The organism is Solimonas marina (assembly GCF_012241385.1).
GTDB classification, from domain to species: Bacteria; Pseudomonadota; Gammaproteobacteria; order Nevskiales; family Nevskiaceae; genus Solimonas; species Solimonas marina.
Map to the genome: position 1 here is coordinate 468,606 of NZ_JAAVXB010000002.1, position 19,097 is coordinate 487,702.

At 65.9% G+C, this 19,097-nt stretch carries 18 protein-coding genes; 11 read left to right on the forward strand and 7 right to left on the reverse strand.

All coding sequences use genetic code 11. The annotated features are described in order from the left end of the window. The 8 genes from flgE (at nt 1) to flgL (ending at nt 9,260) form a co-directional block, all read left to right on the forward strand. On the forward strand, nt 1–1,215 hold the full coding sequence (gene flgE, locus G7Y82_RS05440) for a flagellar hook protein FlgE (RefSeq protein WP_168146991.1): 1,215 nt from the start codon (nt 1–3) through the stop codon (nt 1,213–1,215). A 51-nt stretch (nt 1,216–1,266) separates the two neighbouring features. Then, nucleotides 1,267–2,010, forward strand: coding sequence for a flagellar basal body rod protein FlgF (locus tag G7Y82_RS05445; protein ID WP_168146992.1), 744 nt, complete (start codon nt 1,267–1,269; stop codon nt 2,008–2,010). Nucleotides 2,011–2,374: 364 nt separating this feature from the next. Then, the gene (flgG, locus tag G7Y82_RS05450) at nt 2,375–3,160 is read left to right on the forward strand and encodes a flagellar basal-body rod protein FlgG (RefSeq protein WP_168146993.1); all 786 of its coding nucleotides are present in this window, start codon (nt 2,375–2,377) and stop codon (nt 3,158–3,160) included. 8 nt (nt 3,161–3,168) lie between these two features. After that, a complete protein-coding gene (gene flgH, locus G7Y82_RS05455) occupies nt 3,169–3,828 on the forward strand; it encodes a flagellar basal body L-ring protein FlgH (RefSeq protein ID WP_168146994.1) in 660 nt (219 codons plus the stop codon). A gap of 11 nt (nt 3,829–3,839) precedes the next feature. Continuing rightward, a complete protein-coding gene (locus G7Y82_RS05460) occupies nt 3,840–4,979 on the forward strand; it encodes a flagellar basal body P-ring protein FlgI (RefSeq protein WP_206370348.1) in 1,140 nt (379 codons plus the stop codon). Between the two features lie 229 nt (nt 4,980–5,208). Further along, entirely contained in the window at nt 5,209–6,168 is a 960-nt protein-coding gene (gene flgJ / locus G7Y82_RS05465) for a flagellar assembly peptidoglycan hydrolase FlgJ (protein WP_168146995.1), read from the forward strand. Between the two features lie 21 nt (nt 6,169–6,189). Then, entirely contained in the window at nt 6,190–8,061 is a 1,872-nt protein-coding gene (gene flgK, locus G7Y82_RS05470) for a flagellar hook-associated protein FlgK (RefSeq protein ID WP_168146996.1), read from the forward strand. Nucleotides 8,062–8,063: 2 nt separating this feature from the next. After that, nucleotides 8,064–9,260: a flagellar hook-associated protein FlgL gene (flgL, locus tag G7Y82_RS05475; protein WP_168146997.1), complete on the forward strand. Its 1,197-nt coding sequence runs from the start codon at nt 8,064–8,066 to the stop codon at nt 9,258–9,260. A 4-nt stretch (nt 9,261–9,264) separates the two neighbouring features. Here flgL and G7Y82_RS05480 read toward each other — a convergent pair whose 3' ends face one another. The 6 genes from G7Y82_RS05480 to G7Y82_RS05505 form a co-directional block, all read right to left on the reverse strand. Further along, complete coding sequence (locus G7Y82_RS05480) at nt 9,265–9,711, reverse strand: Csu type fimbrial protein (protein ID WP_168146998.1); 447 nt, start codon at nt 9,709–9,711, stop codon at nt 9,265–9,267. 8 nt (nt 9,712–9,719) lie between these two features. After that, the gene (locus G7Y82_RS05485) at nt 9,720–12,059 is read right to left on the reverse strand and encodes a fimbria/pilus outer membrane usher protein (protein WP_168146999.1); all 2,340 of its coding nucleotides are present in this window, start codon (nt 12,057–12,059) and stop codon (nt 9,720–9,722) included. Continuing rightward, the gene (locus G7Y82_RS05490; RefSeq protein ID WP_168147000.1) at nt 12,028–12,750 is read right to left on the reverse strand and encodes a fimbrial biogenesis chaperone; all 723 of its coding nucleotides are present in this window, start codon (nt 12,748–12,750) and stop codon (nt 12,028–12,030) included. Before G7Y82_RS05490 ends, G7Y82_RS05485 begins: the two co-directional genes overlap by 32 nt. A gap of 11 nt (nt 12,751–12,761) precedes the next feature. Next, on the reverse strand, nt 12,762–13,253 hold the full coding sequence (locus G7Y82_RS05495; RefSeq protein WP_168147001.1) for a Csu type fimbrial protein: 492 nt from the start codon (nt 13,251–13,253) through the stop codon (nt 12,762–12,764). 193 nt (nt 13,254–13,446) lie between these two features. Next, nucleotides 13,447–14,157, reverse strand: coding sequence for an OmpW/AlkL family protein (locus tag G7Y82_RS05500; protein WP_168147002.1), 711 nt, complete (start codon nt 14,155–14,157; stop codon nt 13,447–13,449). A 19-nt stretch (nt 14,158–14,176) separates the two neighbouring features. Continuing rightward, nucleotides 14,177–15,295: an SGNH/GDSL hydrolase family protein gene (locus G7Y82_RS05505; protein ID WP_168147003.1), complete on the reverse strand. Its 1,119-nt coding sequence runs from the start codon at nt 15,293–15,295 to the stop codon at nt 14,177–14,179. A gap of 180 nt (nt 15,296–15,475) precedes the next feature. Here G7Y82_RS05505 and G7Y82_RS05510 point away from each other — a divergent pair, with 180 nt between their 5' ends. After that, nucleotides 15,476–16,570: an AraC family transcriptional regulator gene (locus tag G7Y82_RS05510; protein WP_168147004.1), complete on the forward strand. Its 1,095-nt coding sequence runs from the start codon at nt 15,476–15,478 to the stop codon at nt 16,568–16,570. A gap of 16 nt (nt 16,571–16,586) precedes the next feature. Here the strand turns inward: G7Y82_RS05510 and G7Y82_RS05515 are convergent, their stop codons facing one another. Further along, nucleotides 16,587–17,135: a glutathione peroxidase gene (locus G7Y82_RS05515; protein ID WP_168147005.1), complete on the reverse strand. Its 549-nt coding sequence runs from the start codon at nt 17,133–17,135 to the stop codon at nt 16,587–16,589. 300 nt (nt 17,136–17,435) lie between these two features. On the opposite strand from G7Y82_RS05515, the gene G7Y82_RS21675 reads away from it, so the two are divergent. Together G7Y82_RS21675 and G7Y82_RS05525 are read left to right on the forward strand one after the other, a co-directional pair. After that, nucleotides 17,436–18,590 carry a flagellin N-terminal helical domain-containing protein gene (locus G7Y82_RS21675; protein WP_168147006.1) on the forward strand — a complete coding sequence of 385 codons (1,155 nt, stop codon included), beginning with the start codon at nt 17,436–17,438 and terminating at the stop codon, nt 18,588–18,590. 138 nt (nt 18,591–18,728) lie between these two features. Beyond that, nucleotides 18,729–19,094: a flagellar protein FlaG gene (locus tag G7Y82_RS05525; protein WP_168147007.1), complete on the forward strand. Its 366-nt coding sequence runs from the start codon at nt 18,729–18,731 to the stop codon at nt 19,092–19,094. The last annotated feature ends 3 nt before the right edge of the window (nt 19,095–19,097 follow it).

Here is a 19,097-nt window from a genome sequence, read left to right on the forward strand (position 1 = left end):
ATGCCGTTCCAGATTGCACTTTCCGGACTCAATGCGGCGTCGTCCGACCTCAACGTCACTGCCAACAACATCGCCAACGTCAACACCACGGGATTCAAGTCGTCGCGCGCCGAGTTCGCCGACATGTTCCCGATTTCCGCTTACGGCCTGGCGTCGACGGCGACCGGTATCGGCACGCGCACCGCGCGCGTCGCGCAGCAGATGTCGCAGGGCAACATCAACACCACCGGCAACACGCTGGATCTGGCGATCTCCGGTGAAGGCTTCTTCACGCTGTCGAACAACGGTTCGCTCGCGTACTCGCGCGCCGGCGCGTTCGGCACCGACGAGAACGGTTACGTCGTCAATGCATCCGGCATGCGCCTGCAGGTGTTCCCGGCGACCAGCAGCGGTACGTTCGACACCTCGCAGCTCTCGGATCTGCAGCTGTCGACGACGACCAATGCGCCGCGCGCGACGACCACGGTCAATGCCAACGTCAACCTGCCGTCGAGCGACGACGTTCCGGCCACGACGACGTTCGATGCCAACGATCCGACCAGCTACAACGACACGCGCTCGGTCACGGTCTACGACTCGCTCGGCACCGCGCATCAGGCGGCCATGTATTTCGTCAAGGGTTCGACGGCCAACAGCTGGGACGTGCACGTGCAGGTCGACGGCAGCGACGTCGGCGGCGGCTCCGTCACCTACTCGGACAGCGGCGAATTGCTGACGCCGAGCAACGGGCAGTTGTCTCTGGGCGCGTATACGCCGAGCAACGGCGCGGCGGCGATGAACCTGAGCTTCGATCTCTCCGATTCGACGCAGTACGGCGATACCTTCAGCCTCAACTCGCTGACCCAGGACGGCTACACGACCGGGTCGCTGACGACGGTCGAGGTCACCGATGGCGGCATCGTTCAGGCGCGCTACTCGAATGGCCAGGCGACGCCGCTCGGCCAGATCGCGCTGACGCGCTTCCCCAACGCGCAGGGCCTGCAGCAGCTCGGCGATTCGACCTGGGGCGAGACCTACGACGCCGGCCAGCCGATCCGCGGCGCGGCGGATTCGCCGAACTTCGGCGGCGTGCAGTCCGGTGCGCTCGAAGGCTCGAACGTCGATCTGACCGCCCAGCTCGTCAACATGATCACCGCGCAGCGCAACTTCCAGGCGAACGCGCAGATGATCTCGACGGCCGACCAGATCACGCAGACCATCATCAACATTCGGTAATGAGCCGACGCCGCGCCGGTCCTGACCGGCGCGGCCGCTTCGGAGAATTCCATGGACCGCGCGCTCTACGTTGCGATGACCGGTGCCAGCGAGACGCTGCGCCAACAGGCCATCAACAACCACAATCTGGCCAACGCCTCGACGACCGGTTTTCGCGCCGAGTTGCTGGCCAGTCAGGCGCAGGACGTCAACGGCCCTGGCTTGCCGACACGCGTCAATTCGGCGGCGCAGACGCCGGGTTGGGATTCGCGCGGCGGCAACATCCAGCAGACCGGCCGCAATCTCGACGTGGCCATGGCGCCGGATACCTGGCTCGCGGTGCAGGCCAGCGACGGCAGCGAGGCCTACACCAAGGCCGGTGATCTGCAGCTCGACGCCTACGGCCAGTTGCGCACGGCGTCTGGCCAGACCGTGCTCGGCGATGCCGGTCCGGTGACGATTCCGCAGGCGGCCGATCTGAGCATCGGCGGTGACGGCACCATCACCGTTCAGCCGCTCGGCAGCGGTACCGAATCACTGGCCACCGTCGGTCGCCTGAAAGTGATGCAGGCGACGCCCGATCAACTCGAACGCGGCACCGACGGTTTGATGCGGGCCAAGCCCGGCGTCGCGCTGAATCCCGCCAGCGGCAATGTCGTGACCAGCGGCGCGCTCGAATCGAGCAACGTCAACCTGCCGGAAACCATGGTCAACATGATCAGCCTGGCGCGGCAGTTCGAGTTGCAGACCAAGCTGATGAAGACCGCTGAGGACAACGCAGCGGCGTCGTCGACGCTGACGCGCATCAGCGGCTAGCGAGATGGGCGGTGACGGTCGCGGCTCGCGTCGCTCCTACAACGCTCCCCAGGTGTTTTGCGAATTCCCCGAACCGTTCATGCCGAGTGCCGCGCGTAGCGCGGTGTATCGAGGCACGCGCAAGGTCCGGATCTGCAGCCGCCGCGACGACACGGTTGCTCCTACACGTTGAAGTTGTAGGCGCGGCGCGAGCCGCGATCGTTTACGTCACCGTTCATGCGACGCTGACGCCCGCTCGTCGTCGCCCGAGGCGCGAAACCGCGATCTTCCCTGCGCAGCGACAACGACAGGATTCCGACACCGCCGCGCTGGTCCGGAACTTGTACCCGTCGAGACAAGGACGGAATTCCGTCGGAGGTCTCACATGGACAATGCACTTTGGGTCGCCAAGACCGGTCTCGATGCGCAGCAGACGCGCATGTCGGTCGTGTCGAACAATCTCGCCAACGTCAATACGACCGGCTTCAAGAAAGGTCGCGCCGCGTTCGAGGATCTGCTGTATCAGACGGTGCGTCAGCCCGGCGCGCAGACCTCACAGCAGACGCAGGCGCCGTCCGGCATGATGCTCGGCACCGGTGTGCGCGTGGTCGCCACCGAGAAGAGTTTCACGCAGGGCAATCTGGCGCAGACCGGCAATGCACTGGATGTCGCGATCAACGGTCGCGGCTTCTTCCAGATCCAGATGCCGGACGGCACCATGGCCTACACGCGCGACGGCACCTTCCAGGTCGACAGCCAGGGCCAGCTCGTCACGTCGAGCGGCTATCCGGTACAGCCCGGCATCCAGATCCCGACCGGCGCGCAGAGCGTTTCGATCAGCACTGACGGCATCGTCTCCGTGCAGATGAGCGGCAGCGCTTCGACGCAGCAGGTCGGGCAGATCATGACCGCCGACTTCATCAATCCGGCCGGCCTGCAGCCCAAGGGCGAGAACCTCTATACCGAGACGGCCGCCAGCGGCTCGCCGCAGACCGGTGCTCCGGCATCGAATGGCCTCGGTGCGTTGCAGCAGGGCGCGCTGGAAGGCTCCAACGTCAATGTCGTCGAAGAACTCGTCAACATGATCGAGACGCAGCGTGCCTACGAGATGAATTCGAAGGCGATCTCGACCAGCGATCAGATGCTGCAGTTCGTCACGCAGAACCTGTGAGCACGACCATGCGTTCGTTTGCCATCCTCGCCTGCCTGTCGCTGGCCGCGTGCGCCACCACGTCGCCGCGCGAAGACCCTTACGTGCCGCCCGAGGCGGCAGCCGCGCCGGCACCGGCCAGCGACGGTTCGATCTATTCCGGCGGTTCCGGCCTGGCGCTGTTCGAGGACAACAAGGCGCGCCGCGTCGGTGATCTGCTGACGGTCAACCTGGTCGAACAGACCAATGCCGAGAAGAAGGCCAACACCAGCACCGCCAAGACGACGTCGGACAGCATCGCCAACCCGACGCTGTTCGGTCGGCCGGTCAGCGTCAACGGCACTGGCGTGCTCGGCTTCGATCTCGGTTCCGATCAGGCGTTCACCGGCAGTGGTGCGTCGACGCAATCGAACAAGCTCAGCGGCTCGGTGACGGTCATCGTCACGCGCGTGCTGCCGAACGGCAATCTGGTCGTGCGCGGCGAAAAGCAGATTCAGATCAATCAGGGCAGCGAGCACGTCGCGCTGCAGGGCATCGTGCGGCCGATCGACATCGCCGCCGATGGCACCGTGCCGTCGAGCCGTGTCGCCAACGCCAAGATCAGCTACGCCGGCAACGGCGCCGTCGCCGATTCGAACGCGATGGGCTGGCTGGCGCGCTTCTTCAATTCCGTGCTGTTTCCGTTCTGAGGGCCCGGACCATGCGCTTTCTGCTCCAGCGTCAGCATCAAAGCCATCTGCGTATCGCGCGTTGTCTGACGGCGTTGCTGATGTTCGTGCCGGGTCTCGCACACGCCGAGCGCGTCAAGGATCTGGCATCCGTCCAGGGCGTGCGCAGCAACCCGCTGATCGGCTACGGCCTGGTCGTCGGTCTCGACGGCACTGGCGACCAGACGACCCAGGCGCCGTTCACGACGCAGAGCCTGAAGTCGATGCTCGCGCAGCTCGGCATCACGGTGCCGGCCAACGTCAATCCGCAGCTGAAGAATGTCGCGGCCGTTGCCATCAGCGCCGACCTGCCGGCTTTCGCCAAGCCTGGCCAGCAGATCGACGTGACGGTGTCGTCGCTCGGCAACGCCGGCTCCTTGCGTGGCGGCGCATTGCTGATGACGCCCCTCAAGGGCGCCGACGGTCAGGTCTATGCGATCGCGCAGGGCAATGTCGTGGTCGGTGGTCTCGGCGTGTCCGGCAAGGACGGTTCGCGGGTATCGATCAATGTGCCGAGCGCCGGTCGCATTCCGAACGGGGCGCAGGTCGAACGCGTGGTCGCCAATGGCTTCGACAGCAGCCCTGATCTGCATTTCAACCTCAACACGCCGGACTTCACGACGGCGGCGCGCATGGCGCAGAGCATCAATGCCGCGCTCGGCACGTCGATGGCGCGTGCCGAAGATGCGGTGACCGTCAGTGTTCACGCTCCGGCGGATGCGAATCAACGCGTCACGTTTTTGTCGATCGTCGAAAACGTCGAGGTGACGCCGGCCGACGCCGCCGCCAAGGTCGTCATCAATTCGCGCACCGGCACGGTCGTCATCGGCAGCCGTGTGCGCGTGTCGCCGGCCGCGGTGTCGCACGGTTCACTGGCGGTGACGATTTCCGAAAAACCGCAGATCAGTCAGCCGGGCGCCTTCTCCGAGGGGCAGACCGTGGCGGTGCCGCGTTCGCAGATCGAAGTCACGCAAGAGGGCGCCGGGCACATGTTCGTGTTCGATACCGGCGTCAATCTCGATGATCTGGTCAAGGCCGTGAATCAGGTCGGCGCCGCGCCGGGCGATCTGGTGGCCATCCTCGAAGCCTTGAAAGAGGCGGGCGCCTTGCGCGCGGAGTTGGTGGTGATCTGATGGCCACCGGCATGCCCAATGTGGACAGTGGACCGCAGATCGGCGTGCCGGCACAGCCGTTGTCTTTGCGCCTGGCCGTTGCGCTTCACCGAGGTGGCAGGGGCGTCGTTTCTTTCCACGGCGGTGCTTTTACCCGTCGCGCCGTCGCGCGAAACAATAGTCTGGAGAGCGAAAGCCATCTTGCCGTTGTGACGATGCCCGCGACGCTTGCGTCGACTGGAGATCGGCGATGACGCTACGCTCCACCGATGCGATCACCGATTTCTCGCAGTTTCAGACGATGCGAGCCGGCGCGCGCGACGGCGATCTGTCGACGGTGCGCAAGGCGGCGCAACAGTTCGAGGCCTTGTTCACGCAACAGCTGCTGAAGAGCATGCGCGCCGGGTCGCTGGGTGACGACGTGATGGGCGGCGGCCAGACCGGTTTTTATCAGGACCTGTTCGATCAGCAGATGTCGGTACACCTGTCGTCGTCCGGCAAGGGGCTAGGGCTGGCCGACGTGCTGGTGCAGCAATTGCGCGGCAGTGCAGCCGGCGCTGCAGACGGCGACGACAGCACTGCGACGTCGGTGTCCGGCGTCAGCGATCTGCTGTCGAGCGCGCGACGCGCCTATGCGCTGGGTCGTGCCCAACATGCGACGAGCGCACTGACGGCGACCCCGCCGTCGTCCGCCGCGACGGACCATGGCGAGACGACGACGCCTGAATCGTTCGTGCAGTCCATCCTGCCGCATGCCGAGCGCGCGGCGCGCGAACTCGGCGTGCCGGCGCGGGTGCTGATCGCGCAGGCGGCGCTGGAAACCGGCTGGGGGGCACACGGCATCAAGAACGGCAGCGGATCGTCCAGCCACAACCTGTTCGGCATCAAGGCCGATCGTCGTTGGGGCGGCGACTCGGTGTCGACGACGACGACCGAGGTCGTCGACGGGACTGCGCAGCGCGAACGTGCGGATTTTCGCGCTTACGATTCGATGGCGTCGTCGTTCGACGACTACGTGGATTTCCTCAAGTCGAATCCGCGTTATCAGGAGGCGCTGCAGCATGGCGGTAGCGCCAGCCGCTTCGTGCAAGGGCTGCAGAAGGCGGGTTATGCCACTGATCCGGCGTATGCGCGCAAGATTCTTGCGATCGCCAATGGCCCGACGATGCAGCTCGCGCTGGCCGCCGGCCCGCGCCAGATTTCGGTCTAAGTACAGACAGGACGCGCAACGATGGGCGACATTCTCGCAACGGGTAGTTCGGCGCTGCTGGCGTACCAGACGGCGCTCAGCACCACCAGCCACAACATCGCCAACGCGAACACGACCGGCTATTCGCGTCAGCGCGTCGAGCTGACGTCGAAGCTCGGTCAGGGCACGGCCAGCGGCTATGTCGGTGCCGGTGTCGACGTCGCGACGGTGCAGCGCATTACCGATTCGTTGGTCAATGCACGACTGCAGACGAGCACGTCCGCCTATGCGCGCATCGACGTCTATTCGACCTATGCCTCGCAGATCGACACGCTGCTGTCGGACAGTTCGACGAATCTGTCGACGCCGATGCAGTCGTTCTTCGATGCGGCCAATGCCTTGTCGAGTACGCCGACGTCGACGTCGGCGCGGCAGGCCGTGCTGTCGTCGGCGAAGACGCTGACCGACCGGGTGACGCTGCTGCAGTCGCAGCTCGATTCGATGAACAGCGATCTCAATCAGTCGCTGAGCACGACGGTCGAGAGCATCAACACCAACACCGAGGCGCTGGCCAAGCTCAATACGCAGATCATCAACGCGCAGTCGCAATCCGGCGGTCAGCCGCCCAATGATCTGCTCGATCAGCGCGACCAGCTCGTCCAGCAGATTGCCGAGCAGGTCGGTATCACGACCGCCGTCCAGGACGACGGCAGTCTCAATGTCTTTACCGCCAGCGGTCAGGCACTGGTGCTCGGTGGCAAGTCGACCGCGCTGGGGGTCAGCAGCGACGCCTATAACAGCGGCGCGCTCGACGTGACTTACAACGGCAAGCCGATCACGGCGCAGCTCAGTGGCGGCACGGTCGGCGGCCTGCTCGATACGCGTCGCGAAGTGATCGAGCCGGCGCGCAGCGAACTCGGCAAGCTCGCCGCCGGCATTGCCGCCGCCATCAATCAGCAGAATGCCGCCGGCGTCGATCTGTCCGGCAACCAGGGCGGCGATCTGTTGACGATGCCGAGCGGCACGGCCTACGCGGCGACCGCGAATGCCGGTACGGCACAGATGGACGTGGCGATCGCCGATGTGTCGGCGCTCAGCGGCAGCAACTACGTGCTGAAGTTCGACGGCGCCAGCTGGACCGCCACCGACGCGCAGTCCGGCGCAGCGGTGGCGCTGACGGGCAGCGGCACGTCGGCCGACCCGCTGATGCTGGGCGGCGTTGCGATCAGCGTCAGCGGCGCTGCCCAGGCCGGCGACTCGTTCCTGGTCAAGCCGACGGCGAACGCGGCGAGCCAGCTGTCGCTGGCGACCACCGATCCGAGCAAGATCGCCGCCGCACGCGCAGTGACCGCCAGCGCGGCGAGCGGCAACGGCAGCGCGGTCGGCGACATCAGCGTCACCGATTCCGGCAATGCGGCGCTGACCGATGCGGTGACGATCACGTTCACCGACGCCAACACTTATCAGATCAACGGCAGCGGCAGCTATGCCTACAGCGCCGGCGATGCGATCAGCGTCAATGGCTGGTCACTGACGCTGTCCGGTGATGTCGCCGCCGGCGACAGCTTCAGCATCGCCAAGACGGCCGCCAACAGCAGCGACAACGGCAATGCCAACGCGCTGGCCACGCTCGGCTCGCTGGCGCTGTTCGCTGGTGGCGAGACGCTCGACGCGGCGCAGAGCGCGCTGACCACCAAGGCGGCGACGCGCGCGCAGCAGGCCAGCCTCGCGCTCGACGCGCAGAGCGCGGTCAAGACCCAGGCCGAGGCGGCACGTGATTCGGTGTCTGGCGTCAACCTCGACGAGGAGGCGGCCGATCTGCTGCGTTATCAGCAGGCATATCAGGCTGCGGCGCAGGTGATTTCCACCGCCAACACCATCTTCCAGTCGTTGTTGCAGGCGACGCGAGGCTGATCATGATTCGCACATCGACCGCATGGCAGTATCAGCAGGGCATTTCGCAGATGCTGCGTTCGCAGCAGGATCTGACGAAGACGCAGAACCAGCTCAGCTCGAACGTACGATGGCAGACCGCGGCCGACGACCCGGCCGGTTGGGCGCAGGCGCAGAGCTATGATCAACTGGTCGCCGCCAACGCCCGCTATACCTCGGCCGCACAGAGCGCGCAACAGCGGCTACAGCTTGGCGAAGACACCATCGCCAGCGGCGTGAGCCTGTTGCAGCGCGTTCGCGAATTGACCATCGAGGCCAATACCTCGACGCAGTCCGAGGACACCCGCGCGTCGATCGCCAAGGAGCTGTATGCGGTGCGCGATCAGCTGATGGCGTTGGCCAATACCACGGACGGGCAGGGCCGCTACTTGTTCGGCGGCGCCGACGATGGCAGCACGCCGTTCACCTGGAATGGCAGCAGCGCCGACTATCACGGTGATCAGACCGTGGTCAGCGCGCAGATCGGCAGCTCGCGCACGGTCGCGCAGAACGATCCGGGCAGCGTGGTGTTCCTCGGCCTGAAAACCGGCAACGGCACGTTCGCGGTGACCGCGTCGTCGGCCAACACCGGTGGCGCGTCGATCACCAGCGCAACGCTCAGCGACAGCTCGCAATGGGACGGCGGCAGTTACACGCTGCGCTTCACGGCAAGCGATCAGTACGAGATCGTCGATGCGTCGAACACGGTCGTGCAGAGCGGCAGCGCCGGCGACGGCGACACCATCACGTTCCGCGGCGCGTCGTTGACGCTCAGCGGCAGTGCCGCGGCCGGCGACCGCTATACGGTGGCGCCGTCGTCGTCGCAGGACATGTTTGCGATGATCGATCAGATCGCCGACCTGCTGATGCAGCCACAGGACAGCGACTCACAGCGGGCCCAGGTGCAGACGGCCCTGCAGCAGGCGATGGGAACCTTGCAGGGCGCCGAAGACCGGCTCAGCGATGTGCGTTCCGGCATCGGCCTGCGCCTCAACGCGATCGACGATGCGCTTGACGTGTCGTCGGCACAGAACGAGCACGCCCAGGCGGCCGCGTCGGATCTGCGCGATACCGACTACGCCGATGCGATCTCCAAGCTGCAACTACAGATGACGACGCTGCAGGCGGCGCAGCAGGTCTACAGCAAGGTGCAGGGTCTGTCGCTGTTCAACTACCTGTAGCCGCTCAGTAATCGACGGTGACGTTGACGATGTCGGCATAGATGCCGGCGCTGACGTTCTGCCGCGCCGGCATGCGTGCGTAGACCGAATAGTTCTTGCCGTCGATGATCGATATCAGATAGGTGCCACCGACGGTTTGCGAACCGCCGGAGCCATCACCCCAGACCATGGTGCGATTCGAGTCCGTGTAGAGGTTGTAGTTAAGCGTGTTGCCTGCGAATACGAGCTGCCGTGACGCGTAGCTGCCGCTGCTCCCGGTGCTGATCTTGATGGTATAGCTCGTGGCGATGCTCAACACGCAGAGCAGGTTGATGTTGCCGACGGCGTTCGTGGCATTGCTGTCCAGCGGGTTGTAGGGTGCGAACGCGACCGGTGTGGTGCTGACCGTACACACCGCAAAGGCCTGCGGTGACATCCCGACGGCCAGCGCCGCAGCGGTCAACTTCGTCATGATCCGTCTCATGGTGATGCTCCCGTCGTGCACGTCACGATCTGTTGTGGCGTGCTGAGTCGATCGCCGGCCGCCAGCAGGGCCGTTGCCGTGCAGTGCCCGTCGCTCCAGCGCACGTCGAGCTGGTGCGTACCGGCCTCAGCGCTGAGCAGTACTTCTCCGTGCAGGCCCGTGAAACTTGCCGACGCACCGCTGATGGTGACGGCGCTGCCGGCAGGTGGCGCGCTGCCGTCCTGTCGGCGCAGCAGCAGGCGCCGCGTCGGGCGCTCGGCCAGCATGCCGAAGCGCACGCGCACGCCACCGTAGCCAGGTGCGACGATCTGCCGTGCGCGTTCGTCGAGCCGGGTGTCGATGGCGTAATCGGCATCGGCCACCGACAGTTGCCGCGTTTCGTAGGCTTGCAGGTCCGGAACCAACAGTGCGTGTGCGGCATCGGCACGGCCGCTCAGGCGGTTTTCGTCGTAGACACGAATCGGTGTCTCGCTGTCGGTGGTGACGACCGCGAACGGCCCGTCGATCGGCCGCGTCCAGAAGCGGTCGTTGCCCAGCGTCACGATGCCGCTGCGTAGCCCCAGACGCAGCGCATCGTCGTCGCTGCGGTGCTCCGCATCGAGTCGTGCGATGGCTTGCGGTGTGGTCCAGGTGGCGTTGGCGCCGCTGCGCGTACTGTCGCCGATCTCGCGATAGGCGCTGCCGTCCCAGCCGATGGCGCCGAGCCGGCCACGCTGTACGGCGAGCCGGCCGATGTCGCGTGAGGCATCGTGCTGCCAGGTCGCCGAGCCGACCAGACGTTGATCGAAACTGATCGTCAGGCTCGCGTAGAGGCTGTTGTTGTCGGCGTTGTCGACGTCGGTATGTGCGCCGATGGTCAGTGAAGCGCCGTAGCTGAGCGCGGCGCTGAAGCCGCTGTCGATGCCGCGGCGGCGATTGCCGAAGGCATCGCGATCATCGAGCCAGGCGACGCTGACGGCGCCGAGCCGGCCGACCTGATGACTGGCGCGCGCCACGAAGCGCTGCAATGACGTTGGTCGGTCCTCGCCGAGGCGCAGCAGGCTGGCAGGATTGTGGATATACGACAACGCGTAGCTGAAGCGTGACGCCGCGTGCTCGACCGCGGCCTGTACGCCGATGCCGTGGCTGTCGCCGCTGCCGGCGACGAGCCCGCCGCTGACGACGCCGATCGGCGGCAGCAGCCACGCGGCGCCGGCACCGGCCAGCTGGCGGCGGTGATTGGCTTCCAGATGTAATTCGCCGGTCAGGCGATCGTTGAGCCCGCGGCGCCAGGTTGCTGCCACGAACGGCACGTCGTAGTGCAGCGACTCGCTGCCGTAGTCGAGGCGCGGGCTGCCGACTTCGAAACTGTAGTCATCGAGCCCCGCGCGCAGCAGCTGCGGCGTGACGTAAAAGTCGTAGCGGTAGACGCTGCTGCGGCCGAGCAGGTCGGTGACGACCAGTTGCATCTGGCCAGCACCGGTGATGACCGGTACGCGCTGCAATTCGAAAGGACCGGAGCCGACGCTTTCGTGCGCGCGCAGATTGCCGTCGACATAGACGTCGACCGCGCTCGGCAAGGTTGCCAGGCCGTCGAGATTGGGTAACGGAAAGGTCACCACGTCCGGTTGCAGCGAGAATTCGGTGCCCCATTGCACGCCGCCGAAGCGCAGCGCGCGGCCGAACATGCCACCGCGCGTGATGCTGTCGCCGAGACGCAGCCGATGCAGGCGTGCGGGGTCGTCGATCGTCCAGTCGCTGTCGAGCCGTACGAAGCGGCGGCCGTCGTAGAGCACGTCGTTACGGATATCGCCGAACGGCCCGAACAGACCGCTGTCGATGACGCCGTTGAGCGTGTCCTGCGAGCGGTCGTGCAGATACTGCGTGTCGGCTTGCAGATATGCGCCAGGCTCGGACCACGGCGCAGCGTGGTCACGTGTCGGCGTCAGGCTGCGCACGTCGGCGGCGCGCAGTGCGCTGGCATCGATCGACAGGGTCTGCGCGCAGACGTCGACGTAGTAATGCAGCTCGACGAGGTCGTCGAGCGCGTACCAACGCGCGCCGAGCGCCGAGACGCTGGTGCGCGGCGCCGCAAGCGCCAGATGCTCGAACACTGCGGGTGGTGCCAGCAAGCGGCCGTCCGGCATGCGCAACAGCACGAAGTCGGCGCCGTTGTCGTCGGGACTGGCGAGTACGCGTAGCAGCAGGCGCTGCGCACGCTGCGGGAATGGATCGTCGGCGCGGGTGCAGGCGCGCGAGAACCAGCCATCGCCCGCCTGGACCGGTGTGGTCCCGAGCAGGCCGATGAGCAGCGCGGCGCCAAGCTCACGGCGTCCCGAGCGGAACCGTACTCTCATCGGTGCCGATATCGGTGGTGGCCGTCAGGCGTAACCGCTGTGCGTATGGCGGTTGCGCCGGAAAGCGCCAGAGCGCGTGCGCGCCCGGCAGCACGTCGCGAAAACCGGCGTCATCGCCAAGCGCGGTGCCGCGATCGGCATCGACGACGTGCAGTTGTGCACGCCGCTGATGGACGTTGCCGTCATTGTCCGCGCGCAGCACATAGGCATTGCCGTCGCGATACGCCGACCAGCGCCAGGCGCGATGCGCCGTGGCGGACGGGGCCACGTACAAGGGCACGCTGAGGCGCAACAGGAAATTAAGCTGGCCGTCCTTCAGCGCGCCTTGTTCCGGTATCTCGGCGACGTAGATGCGGAACGCCTGCTCGACCGCGGCCGGCGGCAGCTTGATGTTGCCAACACGGACGATCTGCTGCGCGTCGGGCGCCAGCTCGAACAGGGGTGGATTGGCAAGCAGCGCCTCGGCATCCCCGAACTGGTCGCCGCGGTCGTCCTGCGTCCAGCCCAGCAGCACGATCTGGAAGCGGCGTGGCCGCGTGTCACGGTTGGCGACGGTCAGCGCGGCGCTGGTCTGCGTCGCGTTCAGATCGAGGCGCAGCGGCGAGACCGCCACGCCGCCCGGTGCCGCTGCGGCCGAAACGCAGGCCAGCAGCAACCATGCGCCGCCGAAGCGGCGCAGCAGCGTACGCATGGCAACCCCTGTTAGTAGTTGACGATGACGTTGACGCTGTCGGTGTAAACGCCTGCCGCTGCCGACTGGCCGCTGGTGACACGACCGTAGACCGGGATCGTCTGCGCCAGGCCCGTGCCGGTTCCGGCCAGGGTATCGGTGCCGCTGGTCGTGCCCCAGTTCAGCGTGCGCGACGTATCGCGATAGAGGCTGTAGGCGAGCGAATCGGTGGTCGTGGCCGACGTCATCTCGCGTGCCGTCACCGAGCTGCCGTGTGAGCCCTGGTCGATCGCCACGTTGTAGGCGGTGCCGCCGGTGCAGGTGACGGCGATGGTGGTCGATGCATCGGCGTCGGCGGTCGGATCGACGCTGGTGAACACCAGCGGTACCGGCACGACGATGCAGCTGGTGACGACGGTAGCCGTGACCTGCATCGGCACGTTGCCAGTTGTAGCGGCCTGCGCATGACCGCAGAGGGCGGCCGGCAACAGAGCCAGCCAGAACACCCGACGAATCTGAAACATGGAACCCCTCCCCTGAATCCGGAATCTTTCCGGACCTTCACAGGCTAGGCCCCGCCGAGGTCGGCGATGGTCGCCGGTGGATGAACGGTCGTTAAGTCACGGCGCAACGGCAGCGACGATCGGGCAGGCTGCCCGACACGAAAAAGCCGGCCCAGGGGCCGGCTTTTTCGTGTGCCGCATGCGGTTTTCGCGCTCAGAAGCGATAGCCGACGAACACGCCCGCGGTCCACGGGTCGAGGCGGATATCCAACGTCTGGCCGGTGCTCAGCGTGGTCTTGGTTTTGAGGAAGGTCTTGGCCAGCATGGCTTCGGCGAACCAGCCGTTATGCATCTGCCAGTCGAGACCCAGCTGTGGTGTCGGCGCGAACTTGGACTTGATGTCGAGCTTGGTCGAATCGTCGCCGCCCGGATTGGTCAGGCCGGTCAGCGTGCCGTTGCCGGTCTCGCTGTAGAAGTACGCATAGGTCAGGCCGACGCCGACGAACGGCCGCAGCGTCGTGTCCGGCTTGAACAGGTGGTACTGCACGAACAGCGTCATCGGCAGGACCTTGGTGTCGCCGATCTTGCCGGAGCCGGAGATCGTGCCGTCGCCCTTGACGTTGAAGCTGAACGGCATCGCCAGCGGCACTTCGAGTGACCAGTTGTCGGTCAGCATGTAGGCGATGCCGCCGGCCGGGCGGGTGCTGCTCGACGAGACGTCGACCCGCGTGCCGGGCTGGCTCGGCGACGACAGATCACTGCTGCTGACATCCGGAATGATCGACATCACGCCGGCCTTGAACAGCCAGGAGCCGGCGGTCTGCGCGGTGTTCTGCGACGTTTGGGTGTTGCTGCTGTCGTCAGCCTGGGCGGCGGTGGCGGCGAGCAGAGTGGCCGCGGCGGCGGCGATTGCAATCTTTTTCATGTTGTTTTCCTCCTCGCGATCAGAGCCAGCCGGCCTTGGACAGGGCGTCGGTCACCATTTCCGCCAACAGCTGATGGCCGTAGGGGGTCGGGTGGAAGTCGTTGGCGAAGACATAGGTCTTCCACCAATCGCTGCTCGATTCACCGCTGGGGATCGTCGCTTCGAGATCGGTCGTGGTGCAGGTGCTGATGTCCTGGTCGATCAGGTCGCAGACCGGCTCGCTGACGTTGGTCAGCCCGTACTGCGCCGGATCGGCCATTTCGTCGTTGAAGTGGGTGTAGAAGTCGACGATGACGACGCGCGAGTCGCCACCGAGCTGGGTTTCGAGCTCGTTGTTGAAGGCTTCGATCCAGCCTTCGGCGACTTCCGTGACGGTTGTCGCGGTCTCCGTGTCGAGGCTCGCCAGGACCGTCTGGAAGCGCGGTGTCTTGGTCACGTCGAGGACGTTCTGGATGACGACGTGGGAAACCCCGGCGTCGAGTACGTCGGCTTCGACCGCCGCCGCCAGCTTGTCGGCCAGCGCTGTCATGTACAGACCGCCGGCGGTGACCAGATCGCCCTGCGACAGGTACGGGTAGGCGGTGGCGCTCGGCACGATGCTCAGCACGCGACCGGCGAAGTACTGCTGATAGGTGGTGCTGCCCTGCGCGGCGTAGAGGAAGTAGGTGATCATCGCCGCGGCGTCATTGGCGCCGCTGTCGCCGCCGACCAGGACCAGACCGGTCTTGTCGAAGCCGTCGCTAGCGGCATCGGTCAACTGCTTGATGATCGATGCCGGCGTGGTCTCGTCGACCGTGCCGCTGGCCGGCTGGTAGTTGTTGATGACCGAGCCGGCCACCGCGTAGTTCGTGCAGCCGGTGCTCTGCGAGGTATCGCTGAAGCTGCTGCCGTCGTACGAATAGGACGGGCAGGAGGTGTCGAAGCCATAGGTGGCGGCGATGCGCTCGTTCCACAGGCGGAAGGTTTCGCCATTGCCTGGTTGTACGGTGAATTTGTAGCCGTAGGTGCCGCTGTCGGTCAGGCTGGCGCCGAACGAGCGCACCGATGTGAAGTCGGCCTTGGTGACGCCGCTGTTGTTGCCGCCGCCGTCACAGGCGGCCAGCGTCGACAGGACCAGAGCGATGAGAATTTTTCTCACGGGGGAGCTCCTCTAATTGTGGTTAGGAAGCGATGTCGCAGGGCGGCGCTCGCTTTTGTAAGTATGAGACTACAATTAGTCAGGCGTATCTCTGACAAATTGCGATGCGAATCCTAAGGCGGCGGCCTGTCCGCCTCACTGGCCATCACGGCCAATTCGCTGACCCTGGAGGCCATGAACATGGATGCTCGACATGACTTGCCGCTGGTCGGCGCGGCGCGACCGCTGGTCGCCGACGGGGTCGAGACCGATGTCACGGTGTCGTCGGCATGGCTCGGCGGCGCCGCGGCGCTGCTCGCCGCGCGCGGGCTCGATGTCGGCGCGTTGTTCGCGGCGGCCGGTCTCGACGCGGCGGCCCTGCGCGACGCCGACGCGCGCTTTTCCAACGACGCGGTCAATCGGCTCTGGCAGCTGGCGGCGTCGCGTGGCGGCGACGCCGCCCTGGGACTGGTCGGCGCCGAACTGGCGCGGCCGACCGGGTTCGACGTGGTCAGCTACACGGTGATGTCGTGTCCGAACCTGGGTGTCGGCCTGCAGCGCATGCGGCGCTATCTGGATATCGCCAGCGCCGCGTACGCGATGCGTATCGAGTGTGGCGACAAGGCCTACCGCTTCGTTGCCGAACCGCGGGTCTGGAATGAGGCACCGCGCGCCCGCATCGATTACGCGTTCAGCACCTTTCTGCAGCTTTGTCGCTGGGTGGTCGGTCAGCGGCTCGAACCGCTGCTCGTCGAGTTTCCGTATGCACAGCCGGCCGATCTGTCGCCGTATCGCGCGGTCAGTGGCTGCCGGCTGCAATTCGGTGCGCCGATGGCCGCGGTGACGGTGGCCCGCGCCGATCTCGAACTACCGTTGCAGCTGTCCAATCCGCAGCTGTGCGAGATGCATGAGCGCGTTGCCGCCGAGAAGCTCGAACGGCTGGCGCAGCATCTGGTGACGCGGCAGGTCCGCTCCGAGGTGCAGCGAAGGCTCAGCGATGGCGATATCAGCGTCGAGGCTGTTGCCGGCGCGCTGCGCATGAGCGAGCGCACGCTGCGCCGCCGCCTGCAGGCGGAGGGCACGCGCTATCAAGACGTGGTCGATCTGACACGCCGCGAACTGGCGACGCGCTATCTGCGCGACGCGCGGCTGTCGATGGCGCATGTGGCGTTTCTGCTCGGCTTCGCCGATCAGAGCAATTTCTTTCGCGCCTGCCGGCGCTGGTTCGCGGCCTCGCCGATGCAGTACCGCCGCCGCCTGCTGCCGGACACCGCCGCCTCGCCGTTACCGGCCTGAGGCGGCGGCGGATGCGTCAGGCGGCCGCGAGCGCAGCGTCGATCGCATCGAGCAGGCGCGGATCTTCCGCTGCCACGTCGGGCGCGAAACGCGCGGCGACGCGGCCGTCGCGGCCGATCAGGAACTTCTCGAAATTCCACAGCACCTCGCCCGGCGCGCCGGTGTCGATGCCATAGCCCTTGAGGCGCTCGCGGAACGGGCCGTCGCCGATCGTGGCCGGCTGCGTGGTCGTCAGCATCGCGTAGAGCGGATGCTGGTCGGCACCGCGCACCGAAATCTTCGAGAACAGCGGAAAGTGCACGTCGTATTGCAGTGTGCAGAACTGCTGGATCTCGGCGTCGCTGCCCGGTTCCTGCTCCTTGAAGTTGTTGGCCGGAAAGCCGAGCACTTCGAGGCCTTGCGCGTGGCGCGACTGATACAGCTTTTCCAGTCCTTCGTATTGCGGCGTCAGGCCGCACTTCGACGCGACATTGACGACCAGCAGCACCTTGCCGCGAAACGGCGACAGATCGCCGGCGCTGCCATCGATGCGGGTGACGGGAATTTCGTAGACCGGTTGGGACATGTCGCGCCTCTTGCTCTGAGTGGTGGCCGCGCTACGGCGGTGTGGGCAGCGGCGATGGTATCGCGCTGACACCGCGATGCGGGCGTCAGGGAAATGACCGACGGCGCAAGGGCCGATTTCGACCGTTCGTCGGTGTGCATCGCGCCGCTCATCCCGTGTAAGCGAATTCGCTCAAGTTTGTAAGCGGCCTTCCGATAAACAGTCCAGCAACGGCAATCCGGCATCGGGCTGCTGAGGCAGGACCGAAAGCCGCTGTGGCGTCGGCCCGGACTTTTAACCTTCCTCATCAGGAGTGCATTCATGCAAGGCATTAATACCAACGTGATGTCGCTGAACGCGCAGCGCAATCTGGAATCGTCGCAGTCCTCGCTGTCGACCTCGATCCAGCGCCTGTCGTCGGGTCTGCGTATCAACAGCGCGAAGGACGACGCTGCCGGCCTCGCCATTTCGAGCCGCTTCACCAGCCAGATCACCGGCCTCGGTCAGGCGCAGCGCAACGCCAACGACGCGATCTCGCTCGCACAGACCGCCGACGGCGCGCTGTCGTCGATCTCCGATTCGCTGCAGCGCGTTCGCGAACTCGCCGTGCAGTCGGCCAACGCGACCAATTCGTCGACCGACCGCGCCGCGCTGCAGACCGAAGCCTCGTCGCTGCTGCAGGAAATCGACCGCGTCGCCAACCAGACCAAGTTCAACGGCGTTTCGCTGATCGACGGCAGCTTCACCTCGGCGGTGTTCCAGGTCGGCGCCAACTCCGGCGAAACGATCACGGTGTCCTCGCTGGGCGACGCCAATGTCGCGGCGCTGGGCTCGGTGACGGCCGCGACCGGTCAGTCGAGCGCAGTCACCGGCATCAGCGCGCTGGGCGCGGTCGGCGCCGGTGCGCTGATCATCAACGGCACCGACGTAGGCGCCAACATCGGCGCTGCCGGCTCGACGCAGGAGCGCATCGGCCAGGTCGTCGACGCGATCAACAACTATTCGACGACCACCGGCGTCAACGCGGCTTACGACAGCGACTCCGGCCGCATCGTGCTGACGTCGAGCGCCGACATTGCGGTCACCGGTACCGATGACGGCACGGCCACCGGCTTCAACATCAGCGGCAGCGACGGCTCGGCGACGGCGACCACGACCACCGGTCTGACCTCGCTCGATCTGAGTTCCTATGCTGGCTCGTCTCTGGCGATCGACCAGATCGACAGCGCGCTGGCCCAGGTTAACTCGACACGCGCCAACCTCGGTGCGGTGCAGAACCGTTTCGAGTCGGTGGTCAGCAATCTGTCGACGACATCGGAGAATCTGTCGGCCGCCCGCTCGCGGATCCAGGACGCCGACTACGCGGTGGAAACGGCCAACATGACCCGCGCGCAGATTCTGCAGCAGGCCGGCACGGCGATGCTCTCGCAGGCCAACTCGGTCCCGCAGGGTGTGCTCAGCCTCCTGAAGGGCTAAGTGGCAGGGCGCGGGCGCCGGCCAAAACCGGCGCCCGCGATTCGATGGGTGCTTGATGAAGATCCGTGCCGTCGGCAACAACACGTGAACGATTGAATCCATCGTGATGCAGCGGGATCGGTCCCGGAGGGTCGGGCGATGACAGAACTGATCAAGGCAGTGGAAGCGACGGCTGCGCCCTCGGGGCGTGGCCTTGATGTCGTTGCATCAGCCGCCGGCGATGTGATGGCGGGTGGCGGCCGGGCGCAGGCGCGCGCCGAGCCGCCTGAGCATGCCGCGACGCTCGATGAGGTGCGTGCCGCATTCAGCGACGTCACCGATCAGCTGCGCAACGCCGGCGTCGACCTGACCTATCGCGTCGATCCCGATCTGCATCGCGTGATCGTCGAAGTCGTCGATCGTCAGGATGGCACCGTGCTGCGACAGATTCCGGGCGAGGAAGCCTTGCGTCTGGCACGCGCGATGCAGAACGGGCAGGGCGGTTTGTTGCAAACCATAGTTTGAGGC

Excerpts from the sequence above, each read along its gene's own strand:
- G7Y82_RS05495 (WP_168147001.1), bottom strand. The coding sequence starts at position 13,253 with ATGTTTCAGATTCGTCGGGTGTTCTGGCTGGCTCTGTTGCCGGCCGCC.
- G7Y82_RS05485 (WP_168146999.1), bottom strand. The coding sequence starts at position 12,059 with ATGAGAGTACGGTTCCGCTCGGGACGCCGTGAGCTTGGCGCCGCGCTG.
- G7Y82_RS21675 (WP_168147006.1), top strand. The coding sequence starts at position 17,436 with ATGCAAGGCATTAATACCAACGTGATGTCGCTGAACGCGCAGCGCAAT.
- G7Y82_RS05490 (WP_168147000.1), bottom strand. The coding sequence starts at position 12,750 with ATGCGTACGCTGCTGCGCCGCTTCGGCGGCGCATGGTTGCTGCTGGCC.
- flgE (WP_168146991.1), top strand. The coding sequence starts at position 1 with ATGCCGTTCCAGATTGCACTTTCCGGACTCAATGCGGCGTCGTCCGAC.
- G7Y82_RS05515 (WP_168147005.1), bottom strand. The coding sequence starts at position 17,135 with ATGTCCCAACCGGTCTACGAAATTCCCGTCACCCGCATCGATGGCAGC.
- flgH (WP_168146994.1), top strand. The coding sequence starts at position 3,169 with ATGCGTTCGTTTGCCATCCTCGCCTGCCTGTCGCTGGCCGCGTGCGCC.
- G7Y82_RS05460 (WP_206370348.1), top strand. The coding sequence starts at position 3,840 with ATGCGCTTTCTGCTCCAGCGTCAGCATCAAAGCCATCTGCGTATCGCG.
- flgL (WP_168146997.1), top strand. The coding sequence starts at position 8,064 with ATGATTCGCACATCGACCGCATGGCAGTATCAGCAGGGCATTTCGCAG.
- G7Y82_RS05480 (WP_168146998.1), bottom strand. The coding sequence starts at position 9,711 with ATGACGAAGTTGACCGCTGCGGCGCTGGCCGTCGGGATGTCACCGCAG.
- flgG (WP_168146993.1), top strand. The coding sequence starts at position 2,375 with ATGGACAATGCACTTTGGGTCGCCAAGACCGGTCTCGATGCGCAGCAG.
- G7Y82_RS05500 (WP_168147002.1), bottom strand. The coding sequence starts at position 14,157 with ATGAAAAAGATTGCAATCGCCGCCGCCGCGGCCACTCTGCTCGCCGCC.
- G7Y82_RS05510 (WP_168147004.1), top strand. The coding sequence starts at position 15,476 with ATGGATGCTCGACATGACTTGCCGCTGGTCGGCGCGGCGCGACCGCTG.
- G7Y82_RS05525 (WP_168147007.1), top strand. The coding sequence starts at position 18,729 with ATGACAGAACTGATCAAGGCAGTGGAAGCGACGGCTGCGCCCTCGGGG.
- G7Y82_RS05445 (WP_168146992.1), top strand. The coding sequence starts at position 1,267 with ATGGACCGCGCGCTCTACGTTGCGATGACCGGTGCCAGCGAGACGCTG.
- flgJ (WP_168146995.1), top strand. The coding sequence starts at position 5,209 with ATGACGCTACGCTCCACCGATGCGATCACCGATTTCTCGCAGTTTCAG.
- flgK (WP_168146996.1), top strand. The coding sequence starts at position 6,190 with ATGGGCGACATTCTCGCAACGGGTAGTTCGGCGCTGCTGGCGTACCAG.